Origin of the sequence: Halomonas sp. KG2 (assembly GCA_030440445.1) — a bacterium.
Classification (GTDB): domain Bacteria; phylum Pseudomonadota; class Gammaproteobacteria; order Pseudomonadales; family Halomonadaceae; genus Vreelandella.
This window is the reverse complement of record CP098528.1, coordinates 4388302-4406705: the sequence shown is the minus strand read 5'-3', so window position 1 is coordinate 4406705 and position 18404 is coordinate 4388302. Positions and strand designations below refer to the sequence as shown.

17 protein-coding genes are annotated in these 18404 nt (G+C 50.2%); 8 read left to right on the top strand and 9 right to left on the bottom strand.

Annotated features, from left to right (window positions below; translation table 11 throughout):
• Positions 1 to 36 precede the first annotated feature (36 nt).
• The 7 genes from NDQ72_20125 to NDQ72_20095 form a co-directional block, all read right to left on the bottom strand.
• On the bottom strand, positions 37 to 2064 hold the full coding sequence (locus NDQ72_20125) for a hypothetical protein (GenBank protein WKD28318.1): 2028 nt from the start codon (positions 2062 to 2064) through the stop codon (positions 37 to 39).
• Positions 2061 to 3281 (bottom strand): DNA (cytosine-5-)-methyltransferase, encoded by a 1221-nt coding sequence (gene dcm, locus NDQ72_20120; GenBank protein WKD28317.1) that lies wholly within the window; start codon positions 3279 to 3281, stop codon positions 2061 to 2063. Before dcm ends, NDQ72_20125 begins: the two co-directional genes overlap by 4 nt.
• The gene (locus tag NDQ72_20115) at positions 3268 to 3600 is read right to left on the bottom strand and encodes a MarR family transcriptional regulator (protein ID WKD28316.1); all 333 of its coding nucleotides are present in this window, start codon (positions 3598 to 3600) and stop codon (positions 3268 to 3270) included. The genes dcm and NDQ72_20115 overlap by 14 nt, the downstream gene beginning before the upstream one ends.
• Before the next feature lie 464 nt (positions 3601 to 4064).
• Complete coding sequence (locus NDQ72_20110; protein ID WKD28315.1) at positions 4065 to 4388, bottom strand: DUF1016 N-terminal domain-containing protein; 324 nt, start codon at positions 4386 to 4388, stop codon at positions 4065 to 4067.
• 444 nt (positions 4389 to 4832) lie between these two features.
• Positions 4833 to 6119, bottom strand: coding sequence for a type II toxin-antitoxin system HipA family toxin (locus NDQ72_20105; GenBank protein WKD28314.1), 1287 nt, complete (start codon positions 6117 to 6119; stop codon positions 4833 to 4835).
• Entirely contained in the window at positions 6109 to 6402 is a 294-nt protein-coding gene (locus NDQ72_20100) for a helix-turn-helix domain-containing protein (GenBank protein WKD28313.1), read from the bottom strand. Before NDQ72_20100 ends, NDQ72_20105 begins: the two co-directional genes overlap by 11 nt.
• A 188-nt stretch (positions 6403 to 6590) precedes the next feature.
• Positions 6591 to 7070, bottom strand: coding sequence for an Lrp/AsnC family transcriptional regulator (locus NDQ72_20095; protein ID WKD28312.1), 480 nt, complete (start codon positions 7068 to 7070; stop codon positions 6591 to 6593).
• A gap of 136 nt (positions 7071 to 7206) precedes the next feature.
• Between NDQ72_20095 and NDQ72_20090 the strand changes: the two genes are divergently transcribed.
• The 7 genes from NDQ72_20090 (at position 7207) to aqpZ (ending at position 15513) form a co-directional block, all read left to right on the top strand.
• Positions 7207 to 8247 (top strand): zinc-dependent alcohol dehydrogenase family protein, encoded by a 1041-nt coding sequence (locus NDQ72_20090; protein ID WKD28311.1) that lies wholly within the window; start codon positions 7207 to 7209, stop codon positions 8245 to 8247.
• 139 nt (positions 8248 to 8386) lie between these two features.
• The gene (locus tag NDQ72_20085) at positions 8387 to 8896 is read left to right on the top strand and encodes a sigma-70 family RNA polymerase sigma factor (protein ID WKD28310.1); all 510 of its coding nucleotides are present in this window, start codon (positions 8387 to 8389) and stop codon (positions 8894 to 8896) included.
• Positions 8897 to 8905: 9 nt separating this feature from the next.
• A complete protein-coding gene (locus NDQ72_20080; protein WKD28309.1) occupies positions 8906 to 9916 on the top strand; it encodes a FecR domain-containing protein in 1011 nt (336 codons plus the stop codon).
• A 142-nt stretch (positions 9917 to 10058) separates the two neighbouring features.
• Entirely contained in the window at positions 10059 to 12509 is a 2451-nt protein-coding gene (locus NDQ72_20075; GenBank protein ID WKD28308.1) for a TonB-dependent siderophore receptor, read from the top strand.
• 4 nt (positions 12510 to 12513) lie between these two features.
• A complete protein-coding gene (locus NDQ72_20070) occupies positions 12514 to 13758 on the top strand; it encodes an MFS transporter (GenBank protein WKD28307.1) in 1245 nt (414 codons plus the stop codon).
• A gap of 2 nt (positions 13759 to 13760) precedes the next feature.
• On the top strand, positions 13761 to 14204 hold the full coding sequence (locus NDQ72_20065) for a hypothetical protein (protein ID WKD28306.1): 444 nt from the start codon (positions 13761 to 13763) through the stop codon (positions 14202 to 14204).
• A 559-nt stretch (positions 14205 to 14763) separates the two neighbouring features.
• On the top strand, positions 14764 to 15513 hold the full coding sequence (aqpZ, locus tag NDQ72_20060) for an aquaporin Z (protein WKD28305.1): 750 nt from the start codon (positions 14764 to 14766) through the stop codon (positions 15511 to 15513).
• Here aqpZ and NDQ72_20055 read toward each other — a convergent pair.
• A complete protein-coding gene (locus tag NDQ72_20055; GenBank protein WKD28304.1) occupies positions 15510 to 16121 on the bottom strand; it encodes a DNA-3-methyladenine glycosylase 2 family protein in 612 nt (203 codons plus the stop codon). The genes aqpZ and NDQ72_20055 overlap by 4 nt on opposite strands.
• Positions 16122 to 16321: 200 nt before the next feature.
• Here NDQ72_20055 and NDQ72_20050 point away from each other — a divergent pair, with 200 nt between their 5' ends.
• On the top strand, positions 16322 to 17521 hold the full coding sequence (locus tag NDQ72_20050) for an MFS transporter (protein WKD28303.1): 1200 nt from the start codon (positions 16322 to 16324) through the stop codon (positions 17519 to 17521).
• Between the two features lie 7 nt (positions 17522 to 17528).
• Here the strand turns inward: NDQ72_20050 and NDQ72_20045 are convergent, their stop codons facing one another.
• On the bottom strand, positions 17529 to 18224 hold the full coding sequence (locus tag NDQ72_20045; GenBank protein ID WKD28302.1) for an extensin family protein: 696 nt from the start codon (positions 18222 to 18224) through the stop codon (positions 17529 to 17531).
• Positions 18225 to 18404 lie beyond the last annotated feature (180 nt).

Here is an 18404-nt window from a genome sequence, read left to right as displayed (position 1 = left end):
CTTTACCTCTACCGTGCTTAGCGTTACAGCCAAAAATCACGGCCAGAAACTCGTAAACGTCACGCTATCCAAGCGTTGTTTCATCCATGAGAGCTTACCTTTTGAGCGACAAGCAATGCGCAGTACTTTCTCGTCTTCTGTTGCTTCTACGTCCAGTGCTTGTTCTCTATACAGATCGGGTCGCTGATGGGCCGAATCATTATTGTCATCAGCATTCCAGATAGGCGACAATTGCTCCGTCAATACGTTATTCAGCTCCGCCAACATATCTCCACCTGCTGCTGTAGTTAGCTTATCGCTATCTCCTTCAATCCTAGGCAGTACTTTACACATCATAAAATCATCCCATACGGCTTTCAGGGTTAGCTCGTCCTGTGGCTGGGTGCTGACTACGGCCAGTAATAACTCATTAAGTGCACGGTAGGCCAATTCAAACGGGGTGGTCTTCAATACCGTATTCACGGCACTCAAAAATGCCAATGTTTGCGATCCATCGGCATCACAGGTATTGGCTAAATCATCTTTTCGCGCTTGTGACCAAATAGGGTAACCGAGTGATTTGTTATGACTGGTTGGAGCAAAGAAAGTATCGTAATCATTGGGGAAAAATTCACCAAAATCAAAGCTTAGGGCGCGATCGATTACTTTGCGCGAAAAGCCATGGGTGGTTTCATCCATATTAACCGTGCCAGCAACCATTAAGTTGAATGGAATTGCTAAGCCATACTGACAGATTAGCTGCCAAAGATCGTCGTAGTCTGGTAACTCAAAGCCCAAATCGACTCTTAATTTATCCGTATCCGCAACGGCGCTAATCGTAGCAGGCTTTAATAATGCATCGCTGCTGTAAATGAAGGTATCTTCATCCCAATCCCATTCACGGGTTTCGAGCACCGATAGGTAATCGGCAAAATACTGCTCAACAGGTGCAAGATTCATTTCATCTAAGCATAGCCAATAGGGCAACACGGCTTGTAGAGCACCACGGTCACCACTGACCACCAGACGCTCGCCATGGTCATCACTATTTTGTACATCAATCGTTAAGTTACTATCGGCGATGGCACGCCAGGCTTTGGCAATAAATTGAAGTACATCTGTAGTAATATATTCCGCCTGGCCGCTACTCGAGAGTCGAGAAATATACCCCAATAGATCACTCGGTTCATGCCAATCAGGGCGCACCGAAGTTAAACAATAGGTTTCATTAAATTGGCCCGTGGATTTTGCCTGCTCACGAACAAAGCGGGTTTTGCCAGTTCCTGAGATACCAGCCAGGAGTAGGAAGGGTTTGGGCAGAGAAGAAAGAGTGGTATTGTTTTTATATTTCAGAAACTCTGCTAATTTTTTACAAGCACCACTATACATCGAATTATCATTCTTATCTGCCTGCAACCAATCATTTATTTTCTTTAATTCATTAAGTGTATTTAGTACTTGTTTGTGGTTTAGTTTATAAAGATTTTCTTCGTTTATATTAATTCTAGATAAATATTTGTTACAAAAGGTGATTCCTGTTTCCGAATAAGATGACGCAGTTTTTTCAGGTAAGCCATTTTTTACCATCCAAATTCTGAAAGATTCTTTTATGTTCTCATTGTTTATTACCCCTGATTTTGAAGGAGTACTAACCATTATATTATCCCAGTTTTCAAGAGCAAACTTGATATAATTTTTATCAAAAAAAGTATTTTTTTCAGGAGATTCATAATTTTTTCTGCTTAAAAAGCCAATTAATTTTGCAATTAGCTTTGTCAAAGCTTTGGTCTGGCTGCGACCGGCTGAAGATATTATTTTCAGTTCTTCGTCGCTAGCTGACTTATATATCTCTCTGTATGATTTTTCTTCATATTGATAAAAGTTTTCTTTTCTTGTTGATACTTTCTCCCACGCAGAAACAACTAAATCAAAATTGTTTAGCAAAAATAAAAGGAAAAGCCTGATGCTCTCCGGTGATATGCTGAATGCCTCATTCTTCGAGTTAGTGTATGTTAATAATAAAGTTTTTTCTGATTTTATCTTCTGATCATCCTGAATCAAGTCACAGTATTTTTGAAAATTCATAGGGCATCCCTTATAATCTTTTTAGCTATTTCCTCGATGATTGGAACAACTACAGAGTTACCGAATTGTTTGTACGCAGGTGTTCGAGATTTAGGTACGATAAAGCATTCAGGAAATCCTTGGAGTCTGGCGCATTCTCTTGGAGTAAGGAGTCTTGGGTTTTTATTTTTCTGAGGGATTAAGCACTCTTTACCATCTTTACCATAGCGAGCCACTATTGTGTTAGAAGGTTTGTCAAGATTAGCGGTATGAGCCGTAAAACCGGTACCTCGCTCTATATTTCTCTTTGTTCTATTCATATGACCAAGCCATAGCCTATCAGATATTGTATATATATCATCAACATCATTTTCAAGTATCAAGCTAAGGGGTTTCGGCTCACCATGAAAATCTGGAAAACAGAATTCAACTGATATATCAGACCGTATGGCCACCATATAACAACGAACTCTTCTCTGAGGAACAACTGAACTAGAGTCAATTACTTTGTAATAAAAATTATAGCCACTCTTCTCAATAGTTTCTTTTATTGTCTGAAAAGTGCGACCTTTGTCATGCCTTTCTAAGTTTCTAACATTTTCAAGAAAGACTATTTTCGGCTTTTTAGAATCAATAATACGCATTACATCAAAAAAAAGAGTTCCTTGAGTATCGCAAAGAAAGCCATGTTTCTTGCCAACAGAGTTTCTAGCCGATACTCCTGCATTTGAAAATGGCTGGCAAGGGAAACCAGCTAGTAAAACATCGTGCTCAGGTATTTCCTCTTCATCTATCTTTGTTATATCGCCAAATGGAAACTCACCATGATTTACCTTGTATGTTTTTTGAGCGGACTTATCATATTCCGAAGAGAAAACACAAGCGCCTCCGCTGCGCTGAAATCCTAGCCTAACACCGCCAATGCCAGCAAAAAGGTCAATGAATCTAAATTTTGCATCCAAGTCGGGCTTTAGCTTTAAACCGCTGAATACTTCATCAAAAAATGATTCCCTCGATAAGAACAAGTTTTTCTCTTGCAAAAGTGATAAAGTTTTTTCTTTGAGCTTCTTTGGCTCAGCCAACGTGAGATTGCAATAAAATTGACTATCAGTTGCGAGTGCATGCAACCACTGGTCAATAACCGCATCAACGTCGCTTTCTTGGGGCACATGAGAAAGCGCTAAGGGTTTGATGAGCTCTTCTGCTTGTTGGAGGGTCTTGGATCTATTTTTCATCATTCACTACGACTAAAAAATCTTGATGGGTGGTTTTAGGGCAGAGCATTTTTTTTGCGCTCTGCATCTCTACCAGATTGTATTTTCCTAAAGTCTTCAGCGTTCTCGATACATTACTTACCGCCCGACCTGTCAGTTCGGCTAGCTCGGTGACTGACTGTGGCTGCTGTTCAGTGATCACTTTTAATAAGTGTTGGTTTTCTTTAGACAGCACGTTGGCGATTGATTTTAGTGAGTCAAACCAAATATCTACTGGGTAATTTGGGTCAGGTGTTTGGCCGCGTATGCCAATCACACAGCGCTTTCGTCCCGTGCTTTCCATAACGCTCTCTTTGACTAGTTTGTTAAAAACTGTACACATATACATAGGCCGGATATCTTATCAACTGGTGATAATTGAGCAAGTGAATTTTCCTGTTAAAACGGCATGGCCAGAAGGCACTGGGGCGGTATTATCGGGTGTGTGGGCTTCAATCTATCGATAGATATCGCTCAACGAGGCCGCGGTACGGGCTCCAATAAGAATGGAGTGCGGAAATCACCACTGGTCATCAATGCTTTAATGGTGCAGTGGGCAAGTTAATAATGCGCTGCTGCTCTGAGAAATCTTGATTTGCATCGGTGCTATCTACGTAAAGTTATAGGCTCCCCTGCATGCAGAGTAAGCAAAGGGGCAATTTGCAAACAGTAGGGTGATTTTAAAAAAGCGTTGTCATAGTCAAAGCTAAAATCGAACCAGGAAAAGCTTAGGTACTATGTTCCCATTTTGTATTGGATTATGGGAATTTAGTCCCATCTATGCATTTGCTCTGCAGCTTTGGTTGATCGCTTCGTGCAAATACCCCGTCTCGGGCTTGGGCATTGTCTATTCGCAGCAGGGTGCGATAGTGAGTCCAGCTCAATTCGGTACGCACTGCGTTCCGTTTTGGAAAGCTTTGATAAAAACTGGCGCATATTGCGTAGATTGCGAACATCAAAGCCTTTACCCAGCCGCTCGGTGAGCTGTTGCGAAAGCTGCTGGAGCTGCTGTTTGCCGTATTCGGCGCGGCTACTGCCTTGCTGCTCATGCTCGACAATCAGACGGCCTATTTCCCAGTAGCTTTGTACCATGGCCGTATTTACGGCTTAGCGCACCTCCAGTTTTTGTTGGAGAACGGAGGGTTGGCGACGGCGAAATCGAAGGGTTTCAGCTGGCCGTTAGTGTCCTTCCACTGAGGGGCACTCAGCGTGCTGTCTTGCGCACATAGTCTTTGTACTGGCTGGCATCCATACCGCCGCGCAATTCATCGCAGCTTGCCCAAAGGGATGAGTAGAGCTCGTTCTTCTTAATGGCCATTTGGGATCCTTACATTACGGTCGTGTCGGCGCCAAGCGAGCCGCCACACGCTTAAAATGTCGTGTACTTTGCAATCAAACAGCACATAAAGCTAATGGGGTGCATCAGTATCAGCTTGGTGCTTCGAAAATTGGTGCTGATTATAACTTTTTGGGCGAGCGATAACGCTTGTATGCGGGACGTATTCCTCGCCATTTATCTTCTTTAAACAGTCATCGTTAACTGAGTAAAAGCTCCTTGTTCTCCTGCCACGCTTGATTCAATCGCTGGGTGATCAGCTCAATCGTGCTGGCTTTCACACCAAGGTCTTTTGCCACGGTTGGGAAAATGCTCATAACGTCTACGATCTCCTGAACATACGGCTGAGCCTGTTTCCAGTTGGCAAAGCCTGCATGCCCAGCTAGCTGCTGAATGGCTTTTAGAGGCGGCTGTTTACCGTAGCCTATGTAAGCAGTCGCGTGTTCTGCATAAGGGTGAGGGCTAAACGTTACGTCATAGAAAGGCGCTGGTTTCCATTCGCCTCGGTCGTCCTGCAAAAACGCCCAGTTTTTACTGTGATCATCCTGATTGCAGGCAAACAGGTTAAACAGGGCGCGTCGGAATTGGAGTTGGCCGACGGCGGGGGATTTACACAGCTGGCGGCTGGCTTTGATAAGGTCGGCGTAATCAAGACTAGGAGTTCGAAAGTCGGCATCCAGCAGACCACAGGCGCTATGCATATGCAGACGCCCCGCAGGGCTTTGATTAATCCAATCAAACCGTTTGATGGCAAGCCAAGCGCGTTCCCCCTGAGGCGTCGGTATGCGCAGCAACTGCCATTCCGGCGGCTCAAGGCCTGCCTTTTTAGCCAACTCCAGGTATACCGCTTCGCATAGGCCTTCTTCGTGACCCAAAGGCAAATGTTGGGAGGTAAACTTGACCAGCCACGCGTCATCCTCTGGCCGGGCCTTGGTTCGGCACTCGCTGAATTGGCCTGGAGCCATAAAAAGCTGTGCTTTTGGCCTTGCCCCACCGGAGCTACCCGCTGCGACTAGAGCACTTAGTACGTCTTCGGTTTGCCCATCAAAAACGGCTTGTGCTTGGAGTCCGAGTGTCGCTAGGTGCTCATTATCGCTTTGTGTCGGCGCAGCATCTGATGTTGGCTCAAAGGCCAGTGCGCCCATGCCGCGCTGGCCAACAAATGCCAGTCGATCCATCGCCGTAAGCTGCATAGGCGCTATACCATGCTGACGGAATACCCGGTCTTGTAGCAGCAGTCCCCACCCATCGGGTAAACAGTCGCCAAATACGCCGTGCAGTCCTTGATGCGGTGTTTTAGGGGCTGGCTGAAGCGCTAGGCCGTGCTGTAACGTAAAGGGCGATAGGTTGCCATGTCGTTCCTCATAGCCTTTCGCGTACTGAAAAAATACCCCCTGGCGGTTTTGCGCTAATACGCCCGCAGCAACCTGTTCCCCGGTTGATAGCGTGCGGGTCACGTTCAGCCGTTGCGTGGGTTTAAAGGCCATCTTTGAGCACCTCTTCGATAGAGGAAGGTGTCTTTGTGTTGAATGCGTCTTGTTGGGTCAGCGCATATAGCCGTGCCAAGTCGTCTAGGCTTTGCCATAGCAACAGCAGTTGGCGAAACGATATTTGCCCGGTGAGCTCAAATTTTTTGATGGTTGGGGCAGGCACACTGCTGCGCTGTGCCAGCGCCGCACGGGATAGGTTGGCCTGCTCGCGTAAGTGGCGCAGGTGAGTCGCAAAGGCTTGCTGGACATCGGTATCGTCTAACAGCAGAAAACGGTGCATAAGCTATGCATTCCTACAAAGGATATTACTGTATCCATTTTAGCTTTTTTAGACCTATTTTGGATACTACTGTATCTGTTTTTCTGTTTATTACTTATCGTACCACGGCCTGCTGCAGAAGTTATTCAAGTGCGTAAAGCCTGCTGGTAGCCTATTTCCTATTTTCACAACCTACCCGACTAATTCGCTTACAGGCCTAGCAACTCTCCAACCGGCAAGTGACTTGTCGCCTTCATTTCTCGCAGGGAGATATGGGAGCGGATGCTTGATATCCCCGGTAACTGGCGTAACACCTTTTCCACGAAGCGGCTGTAATCATCAAGGTCGCGGGCGATCACCTGCAAGAGAAAGTCCGCCTCACCGGTGGTGTTGTGGCAGCTGAGCACCCGGGAGCTGGCCTGGATAATGCGTTCAAACTCCGCAGTGGCCGCCTCGCTGTGCTGGGTGCAGGTGATCTGCACAAACGCCAGCACGTTGCCGCCTAGCTGTCGGCGGTTCAGTGTGGCTTGATAGCCTTCGATCACACCTAATTCTTCCAGGCGTTTATGGCGTCGCCAGCAGGTGGCTTCGCTCATTCCCAGCCGCTCGGCCAGCCTGGCGTTGGATAGCCGACCATCGGCTTGAAGGCTATCGACTATTTGAGCATCTACTTTATCCAGTTGACTCATTTGAAACACTCTTTCATGGTGAGGTGATTAATGGAAAGAGTGCTTCAAAATCAGTCTGTGTGTCCATTTATCAGAAAAGTAATTTCAGGCGCGGTTAGTTATATTAAAAACAATCAATACCGCGCAGGAGCCATTTATGAAAGCCGTTGTTTTTGAGCAATTTTCCGCCCCACCACAGATCCAGCAACTGCCTGACCCCACCCCCGAGCCGCATGGGGTTGTGGTGAAAGTGATGGCGACAGGCGTTTGCCGCAGTGACTGGCATGGCTGGGTAGGGCATGACACCGATATTCAACTTCCCCATGTGCCGGGGCATGAGCTTTCCGGTGTTGTCGAGGCCGTGGGTAAAGACGTAAAAACATGGCGCATTGGCGACCGCGTCACGGTTCCCTTCGTTGGTGGATGCGGCACTTGCCCTGAGTGCCACTCAGGCAACCACCAGGTGTGCGATAGCCAGTTCCAGCCCGGCTTCACGCACTGGGGCTCCTTTGCTGAGTATGTGAGTATTCACTATGCAGACGTCAATTTGGTCGCGCTGCCAGAGACATTGGATTTTGCAACGGCGGCGAGCTTGGGATGTCGGTTCGTTACCTCTTTTCGGGCAGTGGTTGATCAGGGCAAAACAGCGGCAGGGCAGTGGGTGGCCGTCCACGGTTGCGGCGGGGTTGGTCTATCCGCTGTGATGATTGCCAACGCCGTCGGCGCCAATGTGGTGGCCATCGATATTTCGGAAGACGCGCTTCACCTGGCTCGTCAATTGGGTGCCGTTGCCACTGTGAATGCTGCCAAGATTGCCGATGTGGTTGAGGCAGTGGCAGAAATAACCCAGGGAGGTGCTCATGTCTCTCTGGATGCATTAGGCCACCCGACGACCTGTTTTAACTCCATCAGCAATCTGCGCAAACGCGGCAAGCATATTCAGGTTGGGTTGATGTTGGCTGAGAACAGCACACCTGCTATTCCCATGAGTAAGGTTATTGCCCACGAGCTTGAAATACTGGGCAGCCATGGCATGCAGGCGCACCGTTATGACGCCATGCTGGCGATGATCCAGTCTGGAAAGCTGACGCCTGAAAAGCTTATCGGCAAGCGTATTACTCTTGAACAATCGATTGATGCGCTGATGAACATGGATAAGTTCGAAGGGGCAGGTGTGACGGTGGTGACGGAATTTTGATAAAGCGGGCTTCTGCGTTGCCGCTTTGGCGGTTCTGGTCTTGGATTCACGCCAGAATTGCTTTTACTTTCACCAACGGACTACAATGCGAGTGATTATTATTTATACTCCATAAAGCCTGCTGCTCAAGGAATACCCTGTGTCCGGCACTGATACCGCCGAGTCCAACGATATCCACCAATTGTACTGCGACCACCATGCTTGGTTGCATAATTGGTTGCGTCATCGTCTTGGCTGTTCGCACCACGCAGCGGATCTGGCCCATGATACCTATTTGCGAATACTGAAATCCCGCCGAACGCCAACCGCCGATCAAGCTCGTTCCCACCTGATACAGATTGCCAAAGGACTCGTGATTGATCGGTATAGGAAACAGCGTATCGAGCAGGCTTATCTGGATGCGCTTGCCCAGTGTCCTGAGGCATTTACGCCCTCCCCAGAAGAAAGTTGGCTGGCCATTGAGGCGTTAGTGAGAATTGATGCGATGCTCAGCGGATTAAAGCCCCTGGTTCGAGAAACGTTCTTGTTGTCGCGCTTTGATGGCCTCACGTACTCGGCGATTGCCGTTCAGCTGGGTATTTCTGTTGCCACCGTCCGCAATTACATGCTTCTTGCGGTGCAGGCCTGTGTGGCCGCTACCCAGGAGTAGAAGCGTCCAATGAGTCACCCAGGCGACACTACCTCTCATGGAAACGACTCCTGTGAGAACATGGAAAAATGCCACAGCAGCGAGTTACAGGCCGCCATGGAGTGGCAAATAATTCTCTGGTCTGGCGAAGTCACGCCTCAGGAACGGCAAGCGTTCACCTCTTGGCTGAATGCCAGCCCCAGTCATCAGCAGGCTTGGCAGCAGCTCCAGCAGATACACGATCCCTTCAGTCATATACCGAGTGACATCGCAGGTAGGGCCTTACGAGCAAGCGGCCCGGATACTCGACGTCGCCAGCTTCTGCTTGGTTTCGTCGTCTTGGTTGGTATTGGCGGCAGTGGCTATGGTATCCAGAGAACCTCTCATTGGCAGGCCGCAACCGCCGATTACACGACCCGGCGCGGCGAGACACGCAGCGTCACGTTGCCGGATGGAACCGCTATCACGCTTAACACAGACAGCGCCGTTGACGTCACCTTTACGGATAGCCAGCGAACACTGCACCTGCGTCAAGGTGAAGTTATGATCGCAACGGCACCGGATCGGGCAACGGTTGCACGCCCCTTCATGGTCTCAACCCGAAGCGGTCAGGTTCGTCCTATCGGCACCCGATTCTCGGTTCGTCAGTATGACGATGCTGCCGGTAGCGTCCTGGTTCAGGTGCTGGAAGGTGCTATTGAGCTCACCTCCCGGTCGAGTTCGGGCATGCGGATTAATGCCGGTCAACAGGCTCGTTTTGACCAACACCAGGTCACCCTACCCACGCCCGCTGATATGGCCAAATCAGCTTGGACACGCGGCTTATTGATTGCTGAACAGCAGAGGTTAGATGATTTTCTCGCCGAGCTGGGGCGCTATCGCGTCGGCGTACTACGTTGTGATCCGGCTGTCGCCAGCCTCGTCGTTTCCGGCGTGTATCCGTTGCGTGACACTGACCAAGTTCTGCAAGCACTAGAACAGGCATTGCCTATTCGCATTCATACGTTGACCCGTTACTGGGTAACGATCTCTGCCTCCTAGCGAGATCGCCTACTTTTTTCCATAAAATAATTTCCATAAGCTGATTTTCATAAACTTTTTTTTCATAACCCTTAGCACTTTTTCATTCTCGTTCGGGATTACTACAGAGGCTTAATATTTCTGTCACCCATGAGGATGAAACATGCCCTCCCGATACGACACATTGCGGCGCAGAGCATTAGCTCAGGCCGTCCTGCTGGCTTGCCTAGGCAGCGTTATCATCGCGCCTGCATCCGCACAACAGGTTGGTAGTGGTTCCCGTGCGGAACTGCTCACAGAGTACAGCACCCCAGGAGGCAGTCTTGATCAAGTGCTGAACCAGTTTGCTTCCACCGCCGGCATACTGCTGGCCATTGATGGTTCTTTGACGGCGGGTCGGACCAGCCGGGGCTTGGTAGGTACCTATAATGTTCGAGAAGGGTTGGAGGCAATTCTTGCTGGAACAGGACTGACTGCCGAGCAGACGGCGCCAGGACAATTCAGGCTGCTTGTTGCCAATGAAGCCACGACCACTCTGGCACCAATTAATATTTATGCTGAGCGCGTAGCGGAATCCGCCCGAGGGCCTGTAGAGGGCTATGTTGCACAACGCAGTGCAACCGCGACCAAGACCGATACTTCAATTTTGGAGACGCCACAGTCAGTGTCGGTCGTCACTCGTGAACAGGCTGAATCCCAAGGTGCCTTGAGTCTTGCGCAGTCGCTGCGCTACTCCTCGGGTATCGCTGCTGAAATACGTGGGTCTGCAACCCGATATGACATCCCCTATATCCGTGGCTTCGGCTCCCCCAGTGACCCGATCCTGTTTCAGGATGGCCTGCGTCTTCCGCGAGGGCCGGGGTATGCAATTCCACAAGTGGAAGCCTATGGCAGCGAACGTATCGAGCTACTAAAGGGCCCCTCATCAACTCTTTACGGAACCGCTATGCCTGGAGGGCTAGTGAATACCGTGTCCAAGCGCCCGACCGAGGAACCCAGGGGAGAAGTTGAATTCCAGGTGGGCAGTAATGACCACTCCCAGGCAGCGCTCGACGTATCCGATGCAGTCAATCAGGATAAAACCTTGCTGTATCGCTTCGTTGCTCTTGGCAAGGTCGCCGACACCCAGGTCGTTAACACGGAGGAAGAGCGTTACTACGTGGCTCCCTCACTAACTTGGCGCATAAGTGATAACACTGACCTGACGGTTCTAGCCAGCTATCAGAAAGATCCTGAAGGTGGTTATTACGGCATTCTGCCAACGGTGGGTTCGCTTTGGGACAGTCCCGCGGGACAGATTCCCAGCGATTTTAATGATGGTGATCCAGCTTTCGCTGAATTCGACCGGGAACAGTACTCTCTGGGTTACGAGTTTGAACACCGGTTTAGTGACGATTGGGCCATCCGCCACAATTTGCGCTATCTGAATGTCGATTCGATTACCCAGGACGTCGCTACACAATCCCTGGCTGCCGACGGCCATACCATCAACCGCTACGCCCTTGCGACGGATGAGTCTGCAACCGGCTTGGCGTCCGATCTGCAGGTTCAAACCAATTTCCTAACGGGCGCGTTGGAGCACACGGCATTGATTGGTTGGGATCACCAATCCCTTGACTCTACGCAAAAACGACAGTTTGGTATGGCTCCCTCCATTGATTATCTAGATCCCCAGTACTCTATCGCCAACTCACTGGTACTTGCCCCCTTTGTCGATCAGCAGCAAAGCATCGATCAAAATGGTATCTACCTTCAGGATCAGATTCGTTTTGATCAGTGGACATTACTGTTGGGCGGCCGCTATGAGCGTGTCCACACCAGAACCGACAACAACTTGGCCAATACTAGCCAGTCCCAAAATGACAGTGAATTCAGTAGCAAGCTGGGCCTACTGTATAGCTTTGATAACGGCCTAGTGGTCTATGGCAGTTATTCGACGTCTTTCCTGCCGGCGAGCGGAACAGACTATCAGGGCAATGCCCTTGAGCCGACCACAGCAGAACAGTACGAGGTGGGGCTTAAGTATCAGCCCACTGGGCTGGACGGCCTGTTCACCCTGGCCTATTTCGATATTACCCAGCAGGATGTGGTGACGACGGTTAATCCGCTCATGCGCTATCAAACTGGGGAAGTCACCTCCAGGGGGGTAGAGCTAGAAGCTAAACTCGAACTGGACACGCAGACCAACCTCATCGGGGCAGTGACTTACACCAATGCAGACATCAGCGAAAGCGTTGGCGTTGATAGAGGCGATGCTCCGGTTGCCATCCCTGACTACACCGCATCCTTGTGGATTGACCACCGTTTCAGCCAACCGCTCTTCAGCGGCCTGACCGTTGGTGCTGGTGCCCGCTACGTGGGTGAGTCAACTGGTGGTTACAGCCCCAACGCTTTTACCGCCGGCGCCCAAAGACTGAGTGTCCCCGATTACACGCTATTAGACGCACTAATACGTTATGACCTGAGTGTTTTAGATCCGCGCTTGGATGGCGTGAACGCACAGCTCAACGTCTCCAACCTGACCGATAAGACTTACGTGACCTGTTTGGGCAACAACTTTTGTAATTATGGCAACGGACGTTCGGTCTACGCCACCTTGAAGTACCAGTGGTAGCCCTATGAAAACAGACCAAACAAGCGGCCTCGACCGATACGAAGCGCTGGGAGAGCCAGTCGCAGCAGCACACCAACCTTGGGTACTGCTTGGGATCAATGCTCTGTATGTAGGCTTTGGTTTGATCATGGGGGTGGTGAATGGGGGCATGCCAGCCATTATGCGGGATCAGGGGCTGAGTATTGCCTCCACCGGTTGGCTGTACTTGCTTTACCTGCCTTTCGGGTTGACCTTCTTGTGGGCTCCTATGATCGACAGGGTTGGCTTGCCGCTGATTTCTCGCCGGCTGGGCTGGATTGTGGCTATGCAGAGTGCCGCGATCCTCCTTTTGATACTTATCGCCCTGTCTGAAGGTATTCCGTGGTGGCAATTGTTTGGTCTGGGCCTGTTAGTGTCGCTGGCCATTGCCACAATGGACTTGGCGCTGGATGCCATGGCGGTTAAGACCATTCTCCCTGCATGGCGCCCGGTCGCCTCTGCTACCAAGCTGGCTGCTCTGTCCCTGGGCGCCATGCTAGGCGGAGGAGGCTTTGTGGGCTTCTTTGATCAGCTAGGCTGGCAGAATGCTTTCCTATTGCTGTCGATGGTCATGGGGTTGCTGCTGTTATTCGCCCTACCGTTGGGCCGTTTTGATGCCGTCTCCAGCCAGCCAGACTCCTCTCATGGTCGGGCCAGCCTGTTGAAGCTGCTGTCTGTGGCTGATTCACGCCGTCGCGTACTGTTGCTGACGCTAACCTGTTGCATCATCTTTCCGCTCGCCGGTCTAAATCGACTGATGCTCATCGACCTTGGGGTCAGTATTCAACAAGTGGGCTGGATCGTCGGCACCCTGGGGCCGCTGACCATGATGGCGACCTCTGCGGTATCTATCCCATTGATGAAACTCGCTGGACTGACTCGCACCATGTCTCTGTTCGCAGCCGTCTCATTGTTGTCGCTGGTTGCCATGGGATATGGCTTTCTTCAGCTAGTACCGACCCTTGCTATGGCTGGTGCTATCGCCATTGGTGCTGGTGTCAGCGGCATCTACGTCACCGTTGCGGCCAAAATTCTGGGCTGGTCAGAAGGGGCACAGCCAGCGACCGACTACGCCGCCTATTACGGCATTAGCCGCTTTGCCAGCACGCTGGTCACTGTAGGGGCTGCCAGCCTGATATCTCTGATTGGCTGGGGACTGTTCTACGCCATCGGTGCGCTGGCCCTGCTGCTAGTCATCAGCGTTTTACGACATCTTTACTCAGAGGAATAACTATGTCCAACATGACTCAGAAATACGTGCCATTCCAGCAATCGGTGCCGGATCGAGACTTATTTGATATTGGTGATTGGCCGACGGCTTTTATCCGTTTCCCAGAGCTGAACGAGGAAAACCGCGTCTCCCGACTTCTGGCTGGACTGGACTGCCTGTTATCCCAGGAAGTGCCTTTCGTAGCGGTGTGGACGCCACCTAGCCATGATCATGATGACGAACCTCACGAGGACGAAAAGACAGCAATCCTCTGGATCAAAAAACATCGCGACCGCCTGAATCACTTCTGCCAAGGATATGTTTACGTTACCCAGGATGAGGCGCTAAGAGCGCTTCTTGAAGAGCGTCTCAAAACTGTCTCAAGAAAACTGTATCAGTTTCCCATGAAGGTGGTGCAGACTCGGCAACAGGCCTCTGAACTGGCGGTAGAGCTACTTGGTACCTAAGCCTTAGGCTCTTCGCCCTGCGTCCGAAACAGGATCTGCCGTTTCACTATCTAGGCTAGGGCTTAGTCAGCTTTGAATGTTTCATCCATAGAGGTAGATAACGCACTCTTTTAGCACCCGTTACTTTTCATCTATAACGGGTGCTTTTGGTGTTTTTAACGTTTTTTTGGAATCTAAAAAGATGGTATTAAAGAAACACTTATTATCAATCTAATTGATTCATGATTTTTTAGCGCATAATGACTAATACGCTAATTGTTTCTTTTTGTTTATTTTAAAGTCGCTGGTGATATTTTGTTGCCCATTTTCAAAGGCTGTTATATAAAAGCTTGTCTTTTCTTTAGGTGCTTGGTTAAGTTGTTTTTACACTAATTTGTTGTAAAATAAATTAACAATATGCCTAGTGTTTAAGAACTAGTTTCTCTCTTTAAGTTAATTAAAAAAATGGCGTGCACTGAGTGCACGCATTACTGCGTACACATCAATAAGCGTCTTTATGGGTGCTTAACTCGCTGGCGCAGTATTCCCAATGATGCTTGGTCATTAGAGGAGTAGGGATATGAAAAAGTACGTAGCGGAGTTAATTGGTACGTTCTGGCTAGTATTGGGCGGTTGTGGCAGCGCGGTGTTAGCAGCGGCTTTTCCAGAAGTCGGCATTGGCCTATTAGGGGTGTCGCTGGCCTTTGGTTTAACGGTTGTTACGATGGCGTATGCGATTGGGCATATTTCGGGGTGCCATTTAAATCCTGCGGTATCGGTAGGACTTTGGGTGGGAGGGCGCTTTCCTGCTAAAGAGCTGCCTTACTATATTGGTGCGCAAGTACTGGGTGCCGTTGTTGCCGGTGGCGTGCTGTATCTCATTGCGAGTGGCCAAGCTGGGTTTGATGTGTCGGCTGGGTTTGCATCTAATGGCTATGGAGAGCATTCACCCGGCGGTTATAGCATGACGGCGGCGTTACTAACGGAAGTCGTAATGACCATGATGTTTATCTTCATCATTATGGGGGCAACCGATGGTCGTGCACCTGCAGGGTTTGCGCCGTTGGCGATTGGCTTGGGCTTAACGCTAATTCACCTGATCAGCATTCCGGTGACCAATACCTCGGTGAATCCAGCGCGTAGTACGGGCGTTGCTCTATATGTAGGAGATTGGGCGACGGCTCAGCTGTGGCTGTTCTGGATAGCGCCTATGATCGGCGCAGCGTTAGGGGCACTAGCGTATCGCTTTATTGCTCAGCCTGAGGCACTCATAGCGCCGCCATCGCCTTCTGATCATGACGATGATCTAACGGGTAAGATCGTTCCCTAAAGCGGTTCTCCACGATAGTAGTGCCATAAAAATAGCGAACCCACGCTACGCCAGGGGGCCCAGTGTTCGACTAACTGGCGAGCCTGTTTAGGCGTGGGTTTGTCTTCCAGTTTTTTTAGACGGCCAAGCGCTATACGTAAGGCAAGGTCGTCGGCGGGAAATATATCCGCGCGTTGGAGCGAAAACATCAGGTAAATTTCGGCGCTCCAGCGTCCAAAACCACGTAGTTGAGTGATGGCGGCAATCGCCTCGTCATCGCTCAGCATGGCCAGCCCATCGGCGCTGAATGTGCCTGCAAGCTCTGCCTCCGCCAACCCTTTGGCATAGGCTACTTTGCGCCAGGAAAGCCCTGCATCACGCAGCGCTTGGTCTTCAACGTCGATAACTGCTTGCGCGTGCAATTCAGGTAGCAATGAAGTGACACGCCCCATAATAGCGCGCGCTGCTTCCGTCGAAATCTGCTGGCTAACAATCGTATTAAAAAACGTTGCGAAGCCTTGATCGCGTTGGCGCGGCGCAGGTGCTCCCACCAGTGGATAAGCACGGGCAATATCGGAGTCTGCTTTAGCCAGTGCCTCCATGGCGTACTCGATAGTCTCTAGTGTCATGAACATTTCACCTGCTTATAAGTTTAAAAACACACTAACAAAATTAGGATATTAGCGTTGTAATCCGTCGGAACTGCCTCGTTCGCTCGCTAACTTTTTTGGTGTTGCGTATTTCTACTTTTGTCTAATCCTGCGATCATTTGCAGCTATACAAGACCGTTTTGTTAAGCAGGTGTTGAATGCGCCTGGGGGAGAAAAGTATGCAGGCGTCGTCATCGGGATTGGCACGTAACCCGCGGCTGGCAGAAGTCGTGTTGGCGTTAGGCGGGTTTGGTATTGGCACCAGCGAATTCGTCATTATGGGGTTAATGAACCGTGTTGCGGAAGATCTCGCCGTTACGGTGCCTCAGGTGGGCTATGCCATCAGTAGTTATGCCCTGGGCGTAGTTGTGGGCGCGCCGCTGATATCTGCCTTTGCAGCGCGGGTACCTAAGCGTGCGTTGCTCATTGTGCTGATGTTGGTCTTTGCCGTCGGTAATATCGCCAGTGCCATGGCGCCGGGATTTTGGTCATTTGTTGGGCTGCGCTTTATTGCCGGGTTACCCCACGGTGCTTACTTTGGCGTAGCCGCTTTGGTAGCGGCTGGCGCAGTGCCGATTGATCAGCGCGCACGCGCTATTTCTCGGGTAATGATGGGCTTGACGTTGGCGATTCTGATTGGCGCGCCGTTAGGCACCTGGACAGGTAATCTGTTTGGTTGGCAAATCGCCTTTGCAGCCGTAGGCATTATTGCCCTGTTGACCGCGCTATTGATTCGTCTGTGGGTGCCTGTACAGCCGTTCGATGCCTTGGCAAGTCCGCTACGTGAACTGTCGGCATTGATAAAGCAGCGTGTGTTGGTGACGGTGGCCATTGCCTGTATTGGTTGTGGCGGTATGTTTGCTATTTTTAGTTATGTGATGCCTACGCTTACGCAGCAAGCGGGTATGAGTGAAGCGCTGGGGCCGCTAGTGTTGGTCATCTTTGGTCTTGGCTCTATCGCTGGGAATTTAATTGGCGGTCGTGCAGCGGACAAGAACCTGATGCGCGCGATTCCCGCTACCTTGGTGTGGTGCGCTGTAATTCAAGGATTGTTCTATTTTGCTGCCAATAATGTTTGGACGGGGCTGTTATTTGTGGGATTAGTCGGCTCTAGCATGGCGCTAGCACCTGCGCTGCAGACCCGTTTAATGGATGTGGCAGAAGATGCTCAAACGATGGCGGCTTCGCTAAACCATGCCGCTTTTAATGGGGCTAATGCATTAGGAGCGTGGCTAGCAGGACTGGTGATTAGCGCAGGTTTTAGTTGGTCGAGCACAGGGTTAGTCGGTACCGGTTTAGCCCTTTGCGGGCTAGTGATTTTTGCTTGGGGGCGCTGGCTTGAGAAACGCACTTTCGCTACGGCTGAACGTTATCAATGAGTGTTTACTAACGACATAGCCGAAAGCCGCGCATGCCGAGGTGAAAATGATCAGCATGTGCGGCGTTGTAGTCTGGACCCAACACGTTACCAAAGGTGTCGCAGGCGCCATCTCTCGCTGCTCTTAGAAATTCCCCGGTTTCGCCTTCGTCATCCCAGTGATTGATTAGCGTAATGAGCTGGCCGTTTTCAAACTGAAACCCCACCACATCCAGTGCTTCAGCGGTGGCGTGTTCACTGCGCCTGCCTGTTTCGCGGCCATAGACGTTACGACAGGCAAAGCTGCCAACGTGATTGACTTGGGCCACACGGCTACCCATGATTTCCAGGGCGGCAGGTTGAAGGGCATGGCGCTCGTACATTACCCAGGCAAGCGCCATTGGGCAGCTAGCGACAAAGCGTTGGTTAAAACGAACACTGCTAGACTGCATACGCACGATATTCGTCAGTGGGCAGCTAGCGGTTGGGGAATAATCGGCTAAAGGTGTGTAACTAAGCTCGCTTTCTGGCACGGTGTCCAGTGCGGCTAAACAGGCACCCCGGTCATCGTTTAGACGTTTGAGCTTTAGCTGGGTGATGGGTGTTATTGGGTCATCGATATAGAGTGGCGCCCAGGGGGCCCAATGGCGGGGAATCTCAATCAAGCCTTTTTGGAACGCTACGCCCAGGGCAATTAAGCATAAAATAACGATCGTACTGCGCATAACGACCTCCTTGTGACTGCGCCGAAACGCTACAGTCCATAGCATAGGTGTGCGATACTGCGCGCTACTATATACACACTACAACGCATAGCCGTTGTCTTGTTTATCTTCATCAACGATCTTTCGCTGACTATCATTTCGCTATCTATCTTTTGCTAACTATTTTTTGCTAATTAGGGA